Below are 17,247 nucleotides of genomic sequence, written 5' to 3'. Positions count from 1 at the left end.
TAGTATTTCTTACTATTCTAAAAAATTATTTTGCGTTTTCTCTTTTTCGAGTTTCGATACGATCTTTAGCAATATTTAATGCTGCATTGTGTGTTGTCACATTGTTAGACTTAGCATTTTCAAAAATCTCTAAAGTTGTGTTATAAATGTTCTCAGTTTTACGCATAATCTCTGCTCTATCATAGTTTTCTAGCTCAGCATAAACATTGATAATACCACCAGCATTAATTAAGAAATCAGGAGCATATAGAATACCTCTATCTTGCAATATTCTACCATGTCTTAATTCATCCGCTAATTGGTTATTTGCTGCACCAGCAACGATATCTGCCTTTAGCCTGTCTATAGTATTATCATTTACAGTGGCTCCTAATGCACAAGGTGCATAGATATCCATGTTTTCACTATAAATGTCGTTTCCTCGATAAATACTTACACCATATTTTGCTTTAACCTCTTCAAGACGTTCTTCACTAATATCAGCTATCGTAACTTTTGCACCTTCATTTACTAAATGTTCAACTAGAGCTTCACCAACATTACCAATTCCCTGAACATATACATTTTTGTCTTCCAAAATATCAGAACCATACTTATATTTAGCAGCAGCCTTCATTCCCATAAAAACACCATAAGCAGTAATTGGTGAAGGATTACCTGCGCCACCTTTACTTTCAGAAATACCAGTGACAAAAGGCGTAACTTCTCTTACAGTATCCATATCTTCAGTTGCCATACCAACATCTTCAGCAGTAATGTAACGTCCGCTTAAAGAGTGTACAAACTCTCCAAAACGACGCATTAATTCTGGTGTTTTTTGAGTTTTGGCATCTCCTATAATTACAGCTTTACCACCACCTAAATTTAGGCCAGTAATTGCAGACTTAAAAGTCATTCCTCTTGACAAGCGTAAAACATCATTTAATGCTTCCCACTCACTATTATATTGCCACATTCTAGTACCTCCAAGAGCTGGTCCTAAAACTGTATTATGTATTCCAATTATTGCTTTTAAACCAGTATCTTTGTCATTGCAAAAAACAATTTGTTCATGGTCATCAAATGACATTTGCCCAAAAACTGGGTCAGCTTTTACTAAGTCTTTTGCGTCAATAAGGTCTGTTGTCATGCTTTTTTTATTTTATTGCTGTTGCAGATTATTTAAAAACAGCGTGCAAAAATAAATTATTATTAAAGCATTAGCAAAATATTAACTGAAAAATAAGATTATAGCAATAGCTTTGTCATCTTTTATTTTTAATGAAAGCATTAAAACATCTAAATAAATATTTTTACAAATACCGATATAGACTTGTTATTGGTATTTTCATTACAATAGTTGCAAAGATTTTTGCGCTGTTTACACCGCGATTAATCGGAAACTCTATCAATGTCATATCTGATAAAGTCAATGGAAAAATATCTCTTGACGTTTTTGAAGATCAACTCCTGATTAATATCTTATATCTCATAGGTGCAGCTATTATTGCTGGATTATTTACCTTTTTAATGCGCCAGACTATTATTAACGTGTCTCGCTATATTGAGTTTGATTTAAAAAACGAAGTCTATAAACATTACCAAGTACTATCATTAAGTTTTTATAAAGCAAATAGAACAGGAGATTTAATGAATCGTATTAGTGAAGATGTTGGAAAAGTACGCATGTATGTTGGCCCAGCTATTATGTATACAATTAATACTATCACTCTTTTTGTAGTAGCACTAACCTATATGATTAGCACGGCACCAAAGCTTACGCTTTATACCATGCTACCCTTACCTATATTATCTTTCATAATATATAAACTAAGTCGTTTAATAAATCATCGAAGTAAAGTCGTACAAGAATCATTATCTGGTCTTTCTTCGTTTACACAAGAGCAGTTTAGTGGTATTTCTGTAATAAAGTCTTATACTATTGAACCTAGTGTTAATACTGAGTTTGAGCATTTGTCAGTAGGTAATAGAAAAAAACAAATAGATTTAGCTAAGGTGCAAGCACTTTTCTTTCCATTAATGATTTTGCTTATTGGTCTTAGTAATTTATTAGTCATTTTTATTGGCGGTAAACAATATATAGATGGCGAAATTGAGAACATAGGTACTATTGCTGAGTTTATCATTTATGTAAACATGTTGACTTGGCCAGTAGCAACTGTAGGTTGGGTGACCTCTATTGTACAACAGGCTGAAGCTTCTCAAAAACGTATAAATGAGTTTTTAAAACAAGAACCAGAAATAAAGAATACGGTTGATAACCCAACGAAGATAGATGGTGCTATTACATTTAACAATGTTACGTTTACCTACCCTGATACTAATATTACCGCATTAAAGAATGTAAGTTTTGATTTAAAGTCTGGAGAGAAGCTTGCCATATTAGGCATGACTGGTTCTGGCAAGTCTACTATTCTTGATTTAATAGGTAGATTATATGACACTGAAAATGGAAGTATCCTCATAGATCATAAAAAAATAACAGAGCTAAACCTTTATAGCCTTAGAGAGAGTATTGGTTATGTTCCTCAAGATGCTTTTCTATTTTCGGATTCTATTAAAAACAACATTAAATTTGGTAAAGAAGATGCTACTGATGATGACGTTATAGAAGCTGCTAAAAATGCTAAGGTCCACAAAAATATAATTGGTTTTAAAAATGGTTATGAAACCGTTTTAGGAGAACGAGGCATTACACTTTCTGGAGGACAAAAGCAACGCGTCTCTATTGCAAGAGCCATTATAAAGTCACCCGAGATTTTACTATTTGACGATTGCTTATCAGCAGTAGATACAGAAACTGAAGAAAAAATACTTAAAAATCTTGAGCGTGTCTCTAAAAACAAAACAACTATAATTGTAAGCCATCGAATTTCTTCTGCTAAAAATGCGGACAAAATTATTGTTTTAGACGAGGGGAAAATTATTCAAAAAGGAACACACAAAACCCTCAAAGAAATAGATGGTTACTACAAAGACTTATACATTAAACAACGCTCCGAAAAAGAAATGTAACTATTTGTTGGTTACTATACTTTTTTTTTAGATTTTTGGATTGAATTTAAAACTCAAATCTCAAATTATGAGCGATTACGAAATGATGGATAAAGAAGAAATATATTCTAAAGTATTACGAGCTGGACGTAGAACTTACTTCTTTGATGTACGAGCGACAAAAGCAGGTGATTATTACCTAACTATTACAGAAAGTAAAAAATTTACTAACGATGATGGTTCGTTTCATTATAAGAAGCACAAAATTTACCTATACAAAGAAGATTTCTCTGAGTTTAGAGAGATTTTAGCTGAAATGACAGATTACATTATCAATGAAAAAGGTGAAGAAGTCATTAGCGAGCGTCATCAAAAAGATTTTAAAAGAGAAGATAATGAGTTTGTAGCACAAGAAGCAAAAACTTCTGAAGACACAAGCACAGAAAGTTTTACTGATATCAGTTTTGATGACATTTAGAACTTATCTTGTTAAATAATATTAAAAACCGTTACCTCTGTAACGGTTTTTTTATTTTTATACCTTGTCAAAAAAAACTAACCAAACTCACTCACATGCGTCGCATTCTATTACTATTATTTACAGTAGTTTCATCTACATTATTTGCTCAAGAAACTCTCAATTTGTCCTATTATCTTCCCCAAGATGTACAATATAATTCTGAAATTCCTACACCAAAAAGTATCATAGGGCATGAAGTTGGTGAATGGCACATTACTCATGATAAGCTTGTACAATACATGTATGCACTTGCAGATGCATCAGATAGAATAATTATTGAAAACAGAGGAAAAACCTTTGAAGACAGACCCTTATTATTATTAAAGATAACATCCCCAAACAATCACTCAAATATAGAAGCAATACAAAAGTCGCATATTGATGCCACTAAAACTGACAACATATCTACTGATAGACCTATTGTCGTTTATCAAGGTTTTTCTATTCATGGCAATGAGCCAAGCGGATCTAATGCAGCTTTAGCAGTTGCCTACTATTTAGCAGCAGCTCAAGGACCAAAAATCAATGAACTTTTAAACAATACTGTAATTCTTTTTGACCCGTCATTTAATCCTGATGGTTTGCAGCGTTTTGCGTATTGGGCAAATACCAATAGAAGTCAAAATTTAAACCCAGACCCAAACGATAGAGAATATAGTGAGATTTGGCCTGGTGGGCGTACAAATCATTATTGGTTTGATATGAATAGAGATTGGCTTCCTGTTCAGCTTCCTGAGTCTAGAGCCCGTATAAAAACGTTTCATGAGTGGATGCCTAATATCTTAACAGATCATCACGAAATGGGAACAAATTCAAGTTTTTTCTTTCAACCTGGAATCCCATCAAGAACGCACCCACTAACGCCAAAATTAAATCAAGCATTAACTAAGCAAATAGCAACCTATCATGCCAAAGCATTAGATAAGATAGGCTCACTTTACTATTCGGAAGAAAGCTTTGACGATTTTTACTACGGCAAAGGATCTACCTTTCCTGACATTAATGGCGGTATTGGTATTTTGTTTGAGCAAGCAAGTTCCCGTGGACATATCCAAGAAAGTGTAAATGGTATACTAACATTTCCTTTTACAATTAGAAATCAATTTACTGCTGCTCTTTCTACACTTGAGGCAGCAAATGCTATGCGTACTGATATTCTTAATTATCAGGCCAACTTCTTTAAAAATGCTAGAAACGAAGGCAATAAAGAAGGCAATAAAGCTATTGTTTTTGGCGATGAAAAAGATGCTGCGCGAACGTATCATATGGCAGAAATATTAAAACGTCATAACATTAAATTTCATGATATTGATGATAATTTTGAGGTCGATGGAAAGCAATTTAAAAAAGGCTATAGTTATATCGTGCCAAAGAATCAGAATAACACACGATTAATTAATGCCATGTTCGAAAAACGTACAACATTCCAAGACAGTTTGTTCTATGATATTTCTGCTTGGTCATTCCCTTTAGCTTTTAATTTGGATTATGCCGAAACCTCAACAGCTAAAGCTGGTGCTGTAGTTACAGATTTAAAATTTAGAAATGGTGGTGCTAACTCAAAAAGCAATTATGCCTATCTCACCGAATGGAACGAATATTATACACCAAAATTCCTATATGCCCTTTTAAGAAAAGGGATTCGAGCTAAAGTAAGTCAAAAGCAATTTAACGCCAATGGTAAATCATACGATTATGGTACTTTGATGATTCCTGTACAAAATCAAAAATTATCTGCATCGCAATTGCATACGTTTTTAGACAAACTAGCACAAGAAAGTCATTTGACTTTAGATACCGTTTCGACTGGTCTTAATGATGGTATTGATTTGGGAAGTAATAATTTTAGACCATTGGAAGTTCCTAAAATTGCACTATTAGTTGGTGATGGCATGACATCTTATGATGCAGGCGAAATCTGGCATTTATTGGATACTAGATACAATATTCCTGTAACAAAATTAGATACTAAGAATTTTTCAAGAGCAAACATAAGCCGTTACAATACCATAATTATGGTCAATGGTTCTGGGTTAGATGAAGGCAATACTAAAAAACTTCAATCTTGGATTAGAGACGGTGGTACTCTGATAGGCTACAGACGTGCATTAAATTACATAAATGACAAAAAACTATTGAAAATAGAATTTAAGAAACCTAAACTAGTTGCCAAAAATATTACAAGAGAGCAACGTAGTGATTTTAGAGGTGCTCAAGTCATCGGTGGCGCTATTTTTGAAGCTGAAATCGACCGTTCTCATCCTATAAATTTTGGTTATAACAACAGTACATTACCAATGTTTAGAAATACTACATTATTTGTAAAACCAAATAAAAACAGCTACGATAATCCAATACAATACTCTAAAAACCCACTACTGAGTGGTTATATATCGAAACAAAATTTAGATAGTATTTCTGGTACTGTACCATTAAAAATTGGCAATTATGGACGAGGGAATGTTGTTGCATTTACGGATAATACGAACTTTAGAGCTTTTTGGTATGGTACAAATAAGCTGTTGATGAACGCTATATTTTTTAGAGAAGAATTGTAATTTAGTATCTCATAAACTTAAAATTTTTAGTTTACCGTACTGCCATTTCTAACTTTAGTTTCAGGATGTAACAGGTACACATCTTTTTCTTTTACAGCACCCATAACTAAACATTCACTCATAAATTTGGCAATTTGTTTTTTGGGGAAGTTAACTACAGCCACTATTTGCCTGTTTAATAAATCTTCTTTGCTGTAAAGTGTCGTAATCTGTGCTGAGGATTTTTTAACGCCTAAATCTCCAAAATCAATAGTTAATTGATATGCAGGGTTTCTAGCCTCAGGAAAATCATTGACTTCTACTATTGTACCTACGCGTAAATCTACTTTTGTAAAATCTTCAAATGTTAGTATCTTATCCATAAATTAAAACTACAAAAATTATGGCATTAACGCCTTCAAATATACTACCATTAGGTACTAAAGCACCAAATTTCGATTTGGTAGACACTAAAGATAATATATGTAAATCATTAACTGAGCTTAAAGGTGCTAATGGCACACTTGTAATGTTTATTTGCAATCACTGCCCTTTTGTAATTCATGTTAATGAAGCATTGGTGAAATTAGCTAACGATTATAGCTCTAATGGTATTAACTGTATTGCCATATCTAGCAATGATGTGATTAACTATCCTCAAGATGGACCAGAACTGATGCGCAAACATGCAACAGAGAGCAACTATCCTTTCCCCTATTTATATGACGAAACTCAGGATATAGCAAAAGCTTATGATGCAGCATGCACTCCTGATTTCTTTTTATTTAATAGCGAATTAGAACTCGTTTATGCAGGTCAATTAGATGACTCAAGACCAGGAAATGGAATTCCTGTTACCGGCAAAGATATACGTGCTGCAATTGATGCTCTTATAAACCAAGAGCACATTAACCCAAATCAAAAACCAAGTATGGGTTGTAATATTAAGTGGAAAAATTAAAAAGAATCTAGACCGCTTCGCTGTTAGAAAAGAGATACTAGACTCTTTAAATTTTTCATTTATAACTTTTCACTCTTAAAGATTATTCAGCTGATTGTCAGTTCCTTTTTCGCTAATCGTCCAAAAGAATCCTACAAAAAAGAATTGGTCTGCAGCAGGTGTTAATGCGCGTCTATTAAAATTACCATTTGCATTCGGCGTGTTTGCATATTGATAACCGTTTATATTATTAAACCCAAACACATTATTTACTGAGAAGTACAAAATCTTCTGCTGACTTATTAAATACGCCCAATTAAAACTTATATTATTAAAACTTTTAGTGCGAGCTCCCAAAAATTGGTTTGTATTTGGATCAGTATATGGTCGACCAGAAGCATGCACATAATCCAAGCCTATTTGACTTTTTAAGCGCTCTACCCAATATTTACCTACTACAGAGAAATTATGCTTACTCGCAAAGTTTGGCTGAGCAGCATTAGGAAAATTACGGTGATTACGCTGTGTATCTAATAACGAGTAGCTCACCCAATAATCTAAGTTTTTAATACTTGTGTTATCTCTCCAAAAAACATCTAAGCCTTGAGCGTATCCACTACCGTCTGAATTAAAATTACTATTAGGCTGCTCAAACTGAGTATCGAATTTTACCAAGTTGTCATAATCTTTTCGATACAACTCTGCTCTAAAAATACGACCATCATTAACATACTGGTAATTAAATATGTAGTGGTCTGTTCTCTGTGGCACTAAATCTTGAGTAAATTTTAAAGCACCTGCACTTGGATTCTGAAAAAAGTTACCGTAAGCCAAAGACACTTGAGAATTATCAGATACTTTATAGGCTAATGCTGTACGTGGCGCTAGATTAAAGCTTTCAAAAATAGAACTATAGTCTGCTCTTAAGCCTACTTTTAAGGCTAAGTCTTTTGAAAACACCAAATCTGCTTCTGCAAAACCAGCAGTTATGTTGTTATTAAATCCGTATGAATCACTAAAAAATGAATTAGAAAAATCTTCATTAAAATCAGTTAAAAACTGCTCCACGCCAAAATTTAGTTTAAACCTACTACTGAAACGTTTTTTAAGCTTCAGCTTAGCATGAAACGAATTTTCAGTATCATCTATATCATTGATCTCAACACCTATTTTATTTTTTGCATGGGTATAACTTAAGCCTGTAACTATACTCCAATTATTGTCTAATATACCTTTGTAAGATGCGTTTGTATAAAAGTTTTTGTTATTTAATTTAAACTGTAATCCATCAGCTTCATTAATGTCTTCTTGAGTTAATTCAAAATTTGTAGTATCAAAAGCGGCATAAAATTTTAAGGTTCCATTTGTAAACTTACGTCTAAACACTGCTTCTCCTTGAGCAGCTTCAAATGGTTTTTCCCAATCATTTCTATCTTCAAAAACTTGTAAATATGGTGCTAGGTTTATATAAGTTGCATTAACACTCAATGAGGTTTTTTCCCATTTTTGAGTATTACCAAGTGCGGCACCAACCGTCATAATTCCAATATCTGTCTTTTCTTGGTCTGGCTCATCTATAGTATTTAGTAATAATACACTAGATAAGGCTTGTCCATATTCTGCAGAATAACCACCAGTTGAGAATGTAATCCCATCAAATAAAAATGGCGAATAGCGACCTCGAGTTGGCAAATTATTAGTGGTTGGTGTATAAGGCGTAAATACTCGAATACCATCAATGAAAATCTGAGTTTCACCTGCATCACCACCACGTACAAAAAGCCGTCCATCTTCAGCATTGTTAGATGTCCCTGGTAAGGTTTGTAGCGCCCCAACAAAATCACCAAGAGCACTTGCTGTAGTCACCACATCTAAGGGTTTTAATACAGAAACTTTACTATTATCATTAGCTTCAAAAGTACCTGCAGATAACACCACTGTATCTAAAGCATTCACATCTTCGCGTAGCTTAACTTCTAATTTGTTTAATAGTGAAGTATCTAATGTTACTATTTTTGTCTCATAGGATAAGAAAGAAACTACCAAAGACTGAGTCCCTGTTTCTTTAGTTTCAAAAGAAAACTTACCATCTTCCATAGTTGTAGCACCATCATAAGTGCCGTCTAGGTATACGTTAGCGCCAAATATTGGATTTCCTTTAGTGTCTATGACTTTTCCTGAAATTGTTGTTTGAGCTTGGCTGATAAGGCCAAAAGCTATAAATAAAATGATTGATAAATACTTCATGATTGATGATTTACTGTTCGTGTTAATTGATGAAGCAAACTTCTTCTCTTTTGAAGACATTAAAAATTATAAATTACCGAACTGTATTTTTTTTATGACGAATTGCATTTTTATGCATATTTGTGTCTGTAAGTAAATCAATACGTATTTATTTCTAAATTTTATCTTTATAAGTGTAACATAAGTATATCTTTGACTACTTACAGAGTAACTAAATCAACCACCAGAAACTATTGAATAAAGAACTTGAACATAGCTTTGTAGAGCAGCTTCAAAAACATCAGAATATTGTGCATAAAGTATGTAGGCTTTATACCAATAATCAGGATGCGCATAACGATCTCTTTCAAGAGATTACCATACAGTTATGGCGTGCGTATCCAAAGTTTAGAGGTGATAGTAAGTTCAGTACTTGGATGTATAGAGTAGGCTTAAATACGGCTATTACATTATATCGAAAGTCTAAACGCCGTATACAAACTGATGATTTTGATGCTTACCAGTTTAAAATAAAAGCGGAAGAATATGATCGTACAGAAGAAGAACAATTAAAGCTGTTGTACAATGCAGTACACCAGTTAAATGATATAGAAAAAGCACTTGTATTCTTATATCTTGAAGATAAAGATTATAAAGAAATTAGTGCTACCCTTGGTATTACTGAGGTTAATGCACGAGTAAAGATGAACCGTGTAAAAAAGAAATTAAAAACAATATTAAATCCGTAAGATTATGGATGAGTTAGAATTATTAAAAAAAGATTGGCAGCGTGATGCGGTTGAATATCCCGAGCTCACATACGATGAGATTTACAATATGTCTCATGCCAAATCGTCGAGTATTGTAAAATGGATTTTCTATATAAGCTTAATTGAATTTGCGTTTTGGTTTGTAATTGCCTTTGCCCTTAAAGGCACTGCATTTAGTGAGAAGGTTCAATCTTTAGAATCCAGTACAGCATTCACTGTACTTAGCATTTTTAGCTCCATTATTCTGCTTTATTTCTTATATCGATTTTATATGAATTATAAGAATATTTCTAGCATTGATAATTCACGTCGATTGATGAAAAATATTTTAAAGACTAGACGTACCGTGAAAATGTATGTCTACTTTAATTTGATTTTTTTGGTTATATCCACAGTTTATGGAGTCTTCTATGTTATAGACCATGACAGCACCACGCAAGAATTAGTCTCTAAAGCAACTGCAAATGGAGAAATGTTTAAATTCTATGCAGGTATTATAATCGTAACCTTACTATTGCTAGCCATAGCTATAGGTTTTTTACTATTATTTTACTGGTTAATATATGGGATTTTATTAAAGCGTTTAAATCATAATTATAAAGAATTAAAAAAGTTAGAAGTATAAATTAAAAAATATATGACTCTACAACGGAAAACAACAATTTTAAGTTTTGTTGTATTATATCATTCTTATCACTCTATTTAGTTAGTACATCTACATTTTTTATATCTGAAGCTAATAAAGATTTTCAAAAGCTATCTCTACTTGGTGGTCTAGAAAGCCACAATACAATGATTCACTTAAATAAAGTCAATACAATTACTGGTTTGTATGGAAGTAGAAAGACGTATAAAACAATAGCAGTGAGTATTGATGATGCCATAGGTTTTAAGACTAAAGTTGAAAGCGCAAAAACTGATTTACCAATCTCTAAGCTTATTTAAACGTTCTCTTTCTTCTAGCTCTTCTTGAGGAATTACCTTTAAAAATGAAGGATGCTGCTCAATGGCATATTCTATTTTTTCAACAATCTCAGCAATTGATTCATTTTCATAATCTATTTCTAAAGGCTGTTTTACTTCAAAAGATTGATAGATATTCTTCTTCTTAATTCGGAGTCCTTTCTTATCAAATGAACGTCTAAAACCATCAATAACTATAGGTACAACTACTGGTTTGTATTGTTTAATAATATGTGCTGTACCCTTTCTAATAGGCTTAAAAGGTGTTGTAGTTCCTTGTGGAAATGTTACTACCCAACCATCATCTAGCGCTTTCTTTATAGCACTAATATCACTCATCTTTACTTGACGGTTTATATCTTTTCCTTGCGAACGCCAAGTACGTTCAATACTTATAGAACCTGTATAAGCAAAAATTTTAGGAATCAAACCAGACTTCATAGTCTCCTTAGCAGCAACATAATACATGTTTAGTTTAGGGTTCCAGAGATAACCCACATTTTTAATGTTGTCTAATCGTCCGCTAAGACTAGCATTAAATACATGAAACATGGCAATAACGTCAGCAAAATATGTTTGGTGGTTAGATATAAAAAGTACGTTAGTATCTGGTAAGTTTTTAATAATCTCGGAGCCTTCAATTTGTAAGTCATTAAAACCTCTAAAGCGCCTATGAGTTAATAAACCCAAGATTCTGATTAGCCATTTTTTTACAAAAAGAATATGCCCAAAAGGATTGGTTTTGAATAAACCCATAATATCAAATCTAGTTAGTCGGATAGCAAATGTAAGAAAATCTACTACTTAGAGTATGTCTTTTAATAATACTTTAATTTCGCTAAGCATCATAGCTGTTGCTCCCCAAACAATATGCCCATTAAGTTTAAAAGCGGGTACCTCAACTTCCACATTGTAACTCGTTGGCACTTTTGTGCTTACAATATTGCGGTCATCTAAAAAGTCATTTAATCTAACTTCAAGAATTTCCTCGACCTCAGTCTCCTGTTTTACAAATTGTAATGTGTCTCTAGAAATGCCTAAAAAAGGATGTACCATAAAATTACTTGGCGGAATATATAGTGGCGATAAGGTTTTAAGTACTTCTACTTGTTTTGTTGGTACGCCAATTTCTTCTTCTGTTTCACGAAGTGCTGTCTCCATAATATCCAAATCTGTTTTCTCAAATTTTCCTCCAGGAAAGCCAATTTGTGCTGAATGTACACCTTTGTATGATTTTCGCAGTATAAATACCAAATGTGTTTTACGATTCTCATCAGGATAAAATAATGCCATTACACCAGCTTTTGATGCCGACTTTCTTTTTTCTTTATATTTTTCAGCTAAATCTAATCGGTAAGGTGGCGATAGTTTTGCATGTGCTTCTTCCCCTAAAAGTGGAAGATGTTTTATATTTACAATTGATTCTAAAAACGTATTAAAGTCCATTTATGAGAATTCTACTTTTTTGTTGTGTTTGTGTTTTATTGAGTTGTGAAGATAAACAAACTTCAAAACAAAACACCAAAGTCGAAAAGGACACAATTACAGTAAAAACTGAAGTCCCAAAGAAAAAAAAGCAAGAGCGTAAATACCCAAAATTAACGGATGATAATGCTTTGCAATTCTTTTTGGATTATTCTGAAGCTCATAAAGAAAATAAAGTGCGCATTGTTACAGACTTTGGTAACATTGATATTCTGCTCTATGAAAAAACAAAGTTCCATCGTGCTAATTTTATATTTCTGGCAAAACAAAAGTATTTTGATTATACACAATTTTATCGTGTAGTTCCAAATTTTATAATTCAAGGTGGTAGTAGTGATGGTATGAACATTGCCAAGCGTCGTAAAAAAATTGGACGGTACTTATTACCACCAGATACAAAAAATGGTTATAAGCATAAACGCGGTGCAGTATCAATGCCTAGTAGCGAGATTGAAAACCCATATAAATTGGCTTCACCATATCAGTTCTTTATTGTAAACAGAAAAGGAGGCGCCCCTTTTTTAGATGGTGATTATACCGTTTTTGGAGAAGTGATTAGTGGTATGGATGTGGTTGATAAAATTAATGCCGTTGAAACTGACGATGGTGAATGGCCTGTAAAAAGTGTCTATATAAAAACTGTTGAAATTATAGAATAATTAAGATTCTAAAATTTCAATTTTCATAACTTGTACACACTAATTTTTAACTTCAATATCATGATTTCAAAATCTATAAAAACTGCAATAATTTGCAGTATTATATTAGTATCTAGCTGTAAAGAAGATACTAAAGCAACCGACAAGCTCATGACAGACAATGTATTATTACAAGAATGGACTGGACCTTATGATGGTGTACCAGCTTTTGACAAAATGGATGTCGAAAATCTAAAAGAAGCTGTAGAAAAAGGCATGGAACTCAATCTTGCAGAAATTGACGCTATTGCTAATAATACCGAAGCACCTACTTTTGAGAATACTATTGTAGCTATGGAAGCTGCTGGTAAAGAGCTAAACCGTGTATTTGCATATTATGGCATTATGTCTAGTAATGTATCTTCACCTGAATTCAGAAAGGTTCAAGCAGAATTAGCACCTAAACTATCAGAATTTAATTCTAAAATCTCACAAAACGAAAAACTCTTCCAGCGTGTAAAAGCAGTTTACAAAGCGTCACAAAAAACACCATTAGAACCCCAAGCACAACGTGTTGTAGATTTAACCTACAAAGGTTTTGAAATGAATGGGGCTAACCTTGATGCTGATAAGAAAAAACGGTATGCCGAAATCAATAAGGAACTTTCAACCTTATATACTAAGTTTGGTAATAATGTGCTTCATGACGAGGAAAACTATGTCACGTATTTAACCAAGGAACAATTAGGTGGTTTATCAGAAGGCTTCATAAAATCTGCTGCAAAAATTGCAACAGACAAAGGTCAAGACGGAAAGTATGCCATAGTAAACACGCGATCATCAATGGATCCGTTTTTAAAATATTCTACTGAGCGAGAGTTACGTAAACAAGTATGGGAAAACTATTATTCTAGAGGTGATAATGGCGACGAGTATGACAATAATAAAATTATAGCTGAGATTTTAAAACTCCGTAAAGAGCGAGTTGGCTTAATGGGCTATGAGAACTATGCACAATGGCGTTTACAAGATCGTATGGCAAAAACTCCAGAAAATGCTATGGGTTTGATGCTTAAGGTCTGGCCAGCATCTACTGCTCGTGTTAAAGAAGAAGTTAGAGACATGCAAACTATTGCAAATGAGCTTGGAGATAACATTACTATAGAGCCATGGGATTATCGTTACTACGCTGAAAAAGTACGTAAAAAGAAATATGATTTGGATAGTGACGAGGTAAAGCAATATTTACAGTTAGACAAATTACGCGAAGCCATGTTTTTTACAGCTGGCGAATTGTTTAATTACAAATTTACTCCTGTTGAAGAAGGTTCGGTACCTGTATTCCATGAAGACGTAAAAGTTTGGGAAGTCACCGATAAAGATTCTGGTAAGCATATAGGTTTGTGGTATTTAGATACTTATGCTCGAGAAGGTAAACGTTCTGGTGCTTGGGCCACTACCTACAGAAGCTATACATCTTTTGAAGGTGAAACAAATGTTTTAGCCTCAAACAATAACAACTTTGTAAAGCCAGCACCTGGTGAAGCTGTGTTAATTTCTTGGGATGATGCCACAACATTTTTTCATGAGTTTGGGCACGCGCTTCACTTCTACTCTTCTAATGTAAAGTATCCAACTTTAAATGGTGGCGTTAGAGATTATACTGAATTTCAATCGCAATTATTAGAACGTTGGTTATCTACCGATAAAGTCATTAATCAATTTTTAGTCCATTATAAAACTGGAGAGCCAATCCCTGCAGAATTAGTAGAAAAAATTAAAAATGCTGCTACCTTTAACCAAGGATTTGGGACTACAGAATATTTAGCATCAGCCTTAATGGACATGAAATTGCATTTGGCAGATCCAACAGATATAGACATTGATACGTTTGAACGTGAAACCTTAACAAAACTAGGCATGCCAAAAGAATTACCAATGCGCCATCGCACACCTCATTTTGGTCATGTGTTTTCTGGTGAAGGTTACGCCACAGCTTATTATGGTTATATGTGGGCAGATGTATTAACAAGTGACGCTTCAGAAGCATTTAGAGAAGCTCCAAATGGATTTTACGATAAAGATGTTGCTGATAAATTGGTAAAATATTTATTTGCTCCTCGCAATGCTATGGATCCAGCAGATGCTTATCGTCTTTTTAGAGGTCGTGATGCAAAGATTGAAGCCTTAATGAAAGACAGAGGTTTTCCTGTTACTTTAGAATAAAAATATATTTATACTAATATCCCGAAAATAATTCGGGATATTAGTATAATACCTAAGTGTATTACCAGTTATATTCAATTATGAAAAATTATATATTGATATCTATTCTATTAGTTTCTATTGGGGCTTATGCTCAAAAATCTAAGCTCACAGTTTTCGACAATCTTGTAGATAAGACATGGAAAGCAAATGGAAATTGGGGAGACGGAAGTAAATTTTATCAAGAAATAAATTTTGAATATTCTTTAGATGACTCAATAGTAATTGCTAAGTCTATTGGGTATATTGATAAAGAACAAACTAAATTGGGATTACGAAATCACGGAATTAGAATGTATGATAAAGTCTCAAAAAGTTTGAAGTTTTGGGAGTTTGATGTTTTTGGCGAATTAACTAAAGGCAGTGTTTTCTCTAAAGGTAAAACTATTATATATCAATACACATATGGAACTTCTACCGTAACAGACATGTGGGAATATGTTAATGATTCAACATATAATTTTAAAGTTGGAAATTATGTAGATGGAGAATGGAAACAACTATATCTGAGTACTCAATTTAAAGAAGTTAAATAGTATTTAACTATTTTTTTTATACAAACTCGGTAAACTAATCTTAAATATAACTGCTACTAATCTAATAGCAATTACCACAGCTCCAGCAATTAAAAACAATAGATTTTGATCCTGTAAAAAAGCATCTAGACCAAAGTAAGCAAGTCCACCCAAAATACATGCTGTTGCATATACTTCTTTTCTAAAAATTACTGGAATCTCATTACATAAAATATCTCTAATAACACCGCCAAAACAAGCAGACATAGTCCCTAAGGTTACACAAATAACAGGATGCAAATCTGCAGAAATACCTTTTTCGATGCCAATTACCGTATAAAGTCCAATACCTATTGTATCGAACAAAAACAATGAGCGCCTTAAATGCTTTATGTAATTTCTAAATACTACTGCAAAAACTGACGCTAAAGAAATAACCAATATAAAGGTCATGTCTTGCATCCAAAAAACTGGCGTTGCACCAATTAAAACATCTCTTAGAGTTCCACCACCAACCGCAGTAACAAAAGCTATAATAAAGACACCAAATGGGTCCATTTTTTTGTTCATTGCTACCAGAACTCCCGAAATTGCAAAGGCGACCGTACCTAGTATATCTATAGTTTGAATAAACATGATTTACATGTTTTGGGTGTAGTAATTATAGTCTTTTAAAATGGTATCTATGAATTGTAAATCGTATAATTCAGATTTAATCTGTAATATATCACAGATTTTCTTTCTCAAAAGATTTAGAGTTTTATAATCTGTATTTTTCTTAGATATTAAAAATGCTTCTTTTATGATTCTCACATCTTTATCAGATAATAGCGTTACATTATTAAATACAGGTATGTAATCATCGGTTATATCTTCTAAAATAGTACTTGTAATTTTATGTTTCTTTTTAATACTAATAACTACAGTGCCTGCCGCAGCATCACCGACGCGTTGTTTTCTATCAGATAATAAAATACTCAGAACACCAATAGATGAAAAAAACATCCAGATATCAATAATTCGCAGCATCCATCTTACAAAGAGATTATACCACTGAGTTGGTGCACCATCAAGACGTACCACTTTAATTTTCATAATCATTTTACCGATAGTGCGTCCACTAAAAATGATATGACATATCAATGAATAAAAAAACGCTGGTAAATAAAACAGTCCTAAAAAACCTCTTCTTGTCCAACCATCTGCATCAAAAATTTGAGATAGGTTTACAAGGTTTTCCATAATGGTCATATATGTAAGTAAAATAATGCCATCAATAAGAAATGCGACCATGCGTTCGCCAAGACCAATCAGCTTATAATCTAGGTTTACATTTTGTGCAGTGTTAATTGCTAATTTGCTCATTGAAATGTATATTCGTTTTTAAAATTAAA

17 protein-coding genes are annotated in these 17,247 nt (G+C 33.0%); 10 read left to right on the top strand and 7 right to left on the bottom strand.

Annotated elements, in window-relative coordinates:
• Positions 1-25: 25 nt before the first annotated feature.
• Entirely contained in the window at positions 26-1,129 is a 1,104-nt protein-coding gene (locus IEV10_RS07720; protein ID WP_188374099.1) for a Glu/Leu/Phe/Val family dehydrogenase, read from the bottom strand.
• 131 nt (positions 1,130-1,260) lie between these two features.
• On the opposite strand from IEV10_RS07720, the gene IEV10_RS07715 reads away from it, so the two are divergent.
• The 3 genes from IEV10_RS07715 to IEV10_RS07705 all read left to right on the top strand — a co-directional run bounded on the left by IEV10_RS07715 (position 1,261) and on the right by IEV10_RS07705 (position 6,072).
• Positions 1,261-3,015, top strand: coding sequence for an ABC transporter ATP-binding protein (locus IEV10_RS07715; protein ID WP_188374098.1), 1,755 nt, complete (start codon positions 1,261-1,263; stop codon positions 3,013-3,015).
• Positions 3,016-3,082: 67 nt separating this feature from the next.
• Positions 3,083-3,472, top strand: coding sequence for a PUR family DNA/RNA-binding protein (locus IEV10_RS07710; RefSeq protein ID WP_188374097.1), 390 nt, complete (start codon positions 3,083-3,085; stop codon positions 3,470-3,472).
• A gap of 95 nt (positions 3,473-3,567) precedes the next feature.
• Positions 3,568-6,072, top strand: a complete 2,505-nt coding sequence (locus IEV10_RS07705) for a M14 family zinc carboxypeptidase (protein WP_188374096.1) — start codon at positions 3,568-3,570, stop codon at positions 6,070-6,072.
• 26 nt (positions 6,073-6,098) lie between these two features.
• On the opposite strand, the gene IEV10_RS07700 is transcribed toward IEV10_RS07705, so the two are convergent.
• Entirely contained in the window at positions 6,099-6,434 is a 336-nt protein-coding gene (locus IEV10_RS07700) for a tRNA-binding protein (RefSeq protein ID WP_188374095.1), read from the bottom strand.
• A gap of 20 nt (positions 6,435-6,454) precedes the next feature.
• Between IEV10_RS07700 and IEV10_RS07695 the strand changes: the two genes are divergently transcribed.
• Complete coding sequence (locus tag IEV10_RS07695; RefSeq protein WP_188374094.1) at positions 6,455-7,012, top strand: thioredoxin family protein; 558 nt, start codon at positions 6,455-6,457, stop codon at positions 7,010-7,012.
• Positions 7,013-7,087: 75 nt separating this feature from the next.
• On the opposite strand, the gene IEV10_RS07690 is transcribed toward IEV10_RS07695, so the two are convergent.
• A complete protein-coding gene (locus IEV10_RS07690) occupies positions 7,088-9,238 on the bottom strand; it encodes a TonB-dependent receptor (protein WP_188374093.1) in 2,151 nt (716 codons plus the stop codon).
• A 233-nt stretch (positions 9,239-9,471) separates the two neighbouring features.
• Between IEV10_RS07690 and IEV10_RS07685 the strand changes: the two genes are divergently transcribed.
• The 3 genes from IEV10_RS07685 to IEV10_RS07675 all read left to right on the top strand — a co-directional run bounded on the left by IEV10_RS07685 (position 9,472) and on the right by IEV10_RS07675 (position 10,932).
• Positions 9,472-9,966 carry an RNA polymerase sigma factor gene (locus IEV10_RS07685; RefSeq protein ID WP_188374092.1) on the top strand — a complete coding sequence of 165 codons (495 nt, stop codon included), beginning with the start codon at positions 9,472-9,474 and terminating at the stop codon, positions 9,964-9,966.
• Between the two features lie 4 nt (positions 9,967-9,970).
• Positions 9,971-10,612 carry a DUF8845 family protein gene (locus IEV10_RS07680; protein WP_188374091.1) on the top strand — a complete coding sequence of 214 codons (642 nt, stop codon included), beginning with the start codon at positions 9,971-9,973 and terminating at the stop codon, positions 10,610-10,612.
• Positions 10,613-10,779: 167 nt separating this feature from the next.
• Positions 10,780-10,932 carry a hypothetical protein gene (locus IEV10_RS07675; RefSeq protein ID WP_188374090.1) on the top strand — a complete coding sequence of 51 codons (153 nt, stop codon included), beginning with the start codon at positions 10,780-10,782 and terminating at the stop codon, positions 10,930-10,932.
• On the opposite strand, the gene IEV10_RS07670 is transcribed toward IEV10_RS07675, so the two are convergent.
• Both IEV10_RS07670 and IEV10_RS07665 read right to left on the bottom strand, forming a co-directional pair.
• Positions 10,909-11,706 (bottom strand): lysophospholipid acyltransferase family protein, encoded by a 798-nt coding sequence (locus IEV10_RS07670; protein ID WP_188374089.1) that lies wholly within the window; start codon positions 11,704-11,706, stop codon positions 10,909-10,911. The two genes, IEV10_RS07675 and IEV10_RS07670, sit on opposite strands and share 24 nt — an antisense overlap.
• A 48-nt stretch (positions 11,707-11,754) precedes the next feature.
• On the bottom strand, positions 11,755-12,396 hold the full coding sequence (locus tag IEV10_RS07665) for an NUDIX hydrolase (RefSeq protein ID WP_188374088.1): 642 nt from the start codon (positions 12,394-12,396) through the stop codon (positions 11,755-11,757).
• 2 nt (positions 12,397-12,398) lie between these two features.
• Between IEV10_RS07665 and IEV10_RS07660 the strand changes: the two genes are divergently transcribed.
• The 3 genes from IEV10_RS07660 (at position 12,399) to IEV10_RS07650 (ending at position 15,874) form a co-directional block, all read left to right on the top strand.
• A complete protein-coding gene (locus tag IEV10_RS07660) occupies positions 12,399-13,094 on the top strand; it encodes a peptidylprolyl isomerase (RefSeq protein WP_188374087.1) in 696 nt (231 codons plus the stop codon).
• Between the two features lie 60 nt (positions 13,095-13,154).
• The gene (locus IEV10_RS07655) at positions 13,155-15,299 is read left to right on the top strand and encodes a M3 family metallopeptidase (protein ID WP_188374086.1); all 2,145 of its coding nucleotides are present in this window, start codon (positions 13,155-13,157) and stop codon (positions 15,297-15,299) included.
• 80 nt (positions 15,300-15,379) lie between these two features.
• Positions 15,380-15,874: a hypothetical protein gene (locus tag IEV10_RS07650; RefSeq protein ID WP_188374085.1), complete on the top strand. Its 495-nt coding sequence runs from the start codon at positions 15,380-15,382 to the stop codon at positions 15,872-15,874.
• Between the two features lie 3 nt (positions 15,875-15,877).
• On the opposite strand, the gene IEV10_RS07645 is transcribed toward IEV10_RS07650, so the two are convergent.
• Positions 15,878-16,489, bottom strand: coding sequence for a trimeric intracellular cation channel family protein (locus tag IEV10_RS07645; protein WP_188374084.1), 612 nt, complete (start codon positions 16,487-16,489; stop codon positions 15,878-15,880).
• Positions 16,490-16,492: 3 nt separating this feature from the next.
• Complete coding sequence (locus IEV10_RS07640) at positions 16,493-17,218, bottom strand: RDD family protein (protein WP_188374083.1); 726 nt, start codon at positions 17,216-17,218, stop codon at positions 16,493-16,495.
• Positions 17,219-17,247: the final 29 nt, after the last annotated feature.

This window comes from Winogradskyella haliclonae (genome assembly GCF_014635865.1).
Classification (GTDB): Bacteria; Bacteroidota; Bacteroidia; order Flavobacteriales; family Flavobacteriaceae; genus Winogradskyella; species Winogradskyella haliclonae.
Note: the sequence above shows the minus strand (reverse complement) of the source record. Positions and strands in the feature narration are given on the sequence as shown.

Coding starts and splice junctions, on each gene's coding strand:
- IEV10_RS07720 (WP_188374099.1), bottom strand. CDS start 1,129: ATGACAACAGACCTTATTGACGCAAAAGACTTAGTAAAAGCTGACCCA.
- IEV10_RS07715 (WP_188374098.1), top strand. CDS start 1,261: ATGAAAGCATTAAAACATCTAAATAAATATTTTTACAAATACCGATAT.
- IEV10_RS07710 (WP_188374097.1), top strand. CDS start 3,083: ATGAGCGATTACGAAATGATGGATAAAGAAGAAATATATTCTAAAGTA.
- IEV10_RS07705 (WP_188374096.1), top strand. CDS start 3,568: ATGCGTCGCATTCTATTACTATTATTTACAGTAGTTTCATCTACATTA.
- IEV10_RS07700 (WP_188374095.1), bottom strand. CDS start 6,434: ATGGATAAGATACTAACATTTGAAGATTTTACAAAAGTAGATTTACGC.
- IEV10_RS07695 (WP_188374094.1), top strand. CDS start 6,455: ATGGCATTAACGCCTTCAAATATACTACCATTAGGTACTAAAGCACCA.
- IEV10_RS07690 (WP_188374093.1), bottom strand. CDS start 9,238: ATGAAGTATTTATCAATCATTTTATTTATAGCTTTTGGCCTTATCAGC.
- IEV10_RS07680 (WP_188374091.1), top strand. CDS start 9,971: ATGGATGAGTTAGAATTATTAAAAAAAGATTGGCAGCGTGATGCGGTT.
- IEV10_RS07675 (WP_188374090.1), top strand. CDS start 10,780: ATGATTCACTTAAATAAAGTCAATACAATTACTGGTTTGTATGGAAGT.
- IEV10_RS07670 (WP_188374089.1), bottom strand. CDS start 11,706: ATGGGTTTATTCAAAACCAATCCTTTTGGGCATATTCTTTTTGTAAAA.
- IEV10_RS07665 (WP_188374088.1), bottom strand. CDS start 12,396: ATGGACTTTAATACGTTTTTAGAATCAATTGTAAATATAAAACATCTT.
- IEV10_RS07660 (WP_188374087.1), top strand. CDS start 12,399: ATGAGAATTCTACTTTTTTGTTGTGTTTGTGTTTTATTGAGTTGTGAA.
- IEV10_RS07655 (WP_188374086.1), top strand. CDS start 13,155: ATGATTTCAAAATCTATAAAAACTGCAATAATTTGCAGTATTATATTA.
- IEV10_RS07650 (WP_188374085.1), top strand. CDS start 15,380: ATGAAAAATTATATATTGATATCTATTCTATTAGTTTCTATTGGGGCT.
- IEV10_RS07645 (WP_188374084.1), bottom strand. CDS start 16,489: ATGTTTATTCAAACTATAGATATACTAGGTACGGTCGCCTTTGCAATT.
- IEV10_RS07640 (WP_188374083.1), bottom strand. CDS start 17,218: ATGAGCAAATTAGCAATTAACACTGCACAAAATGTAAACCTAGATTAT.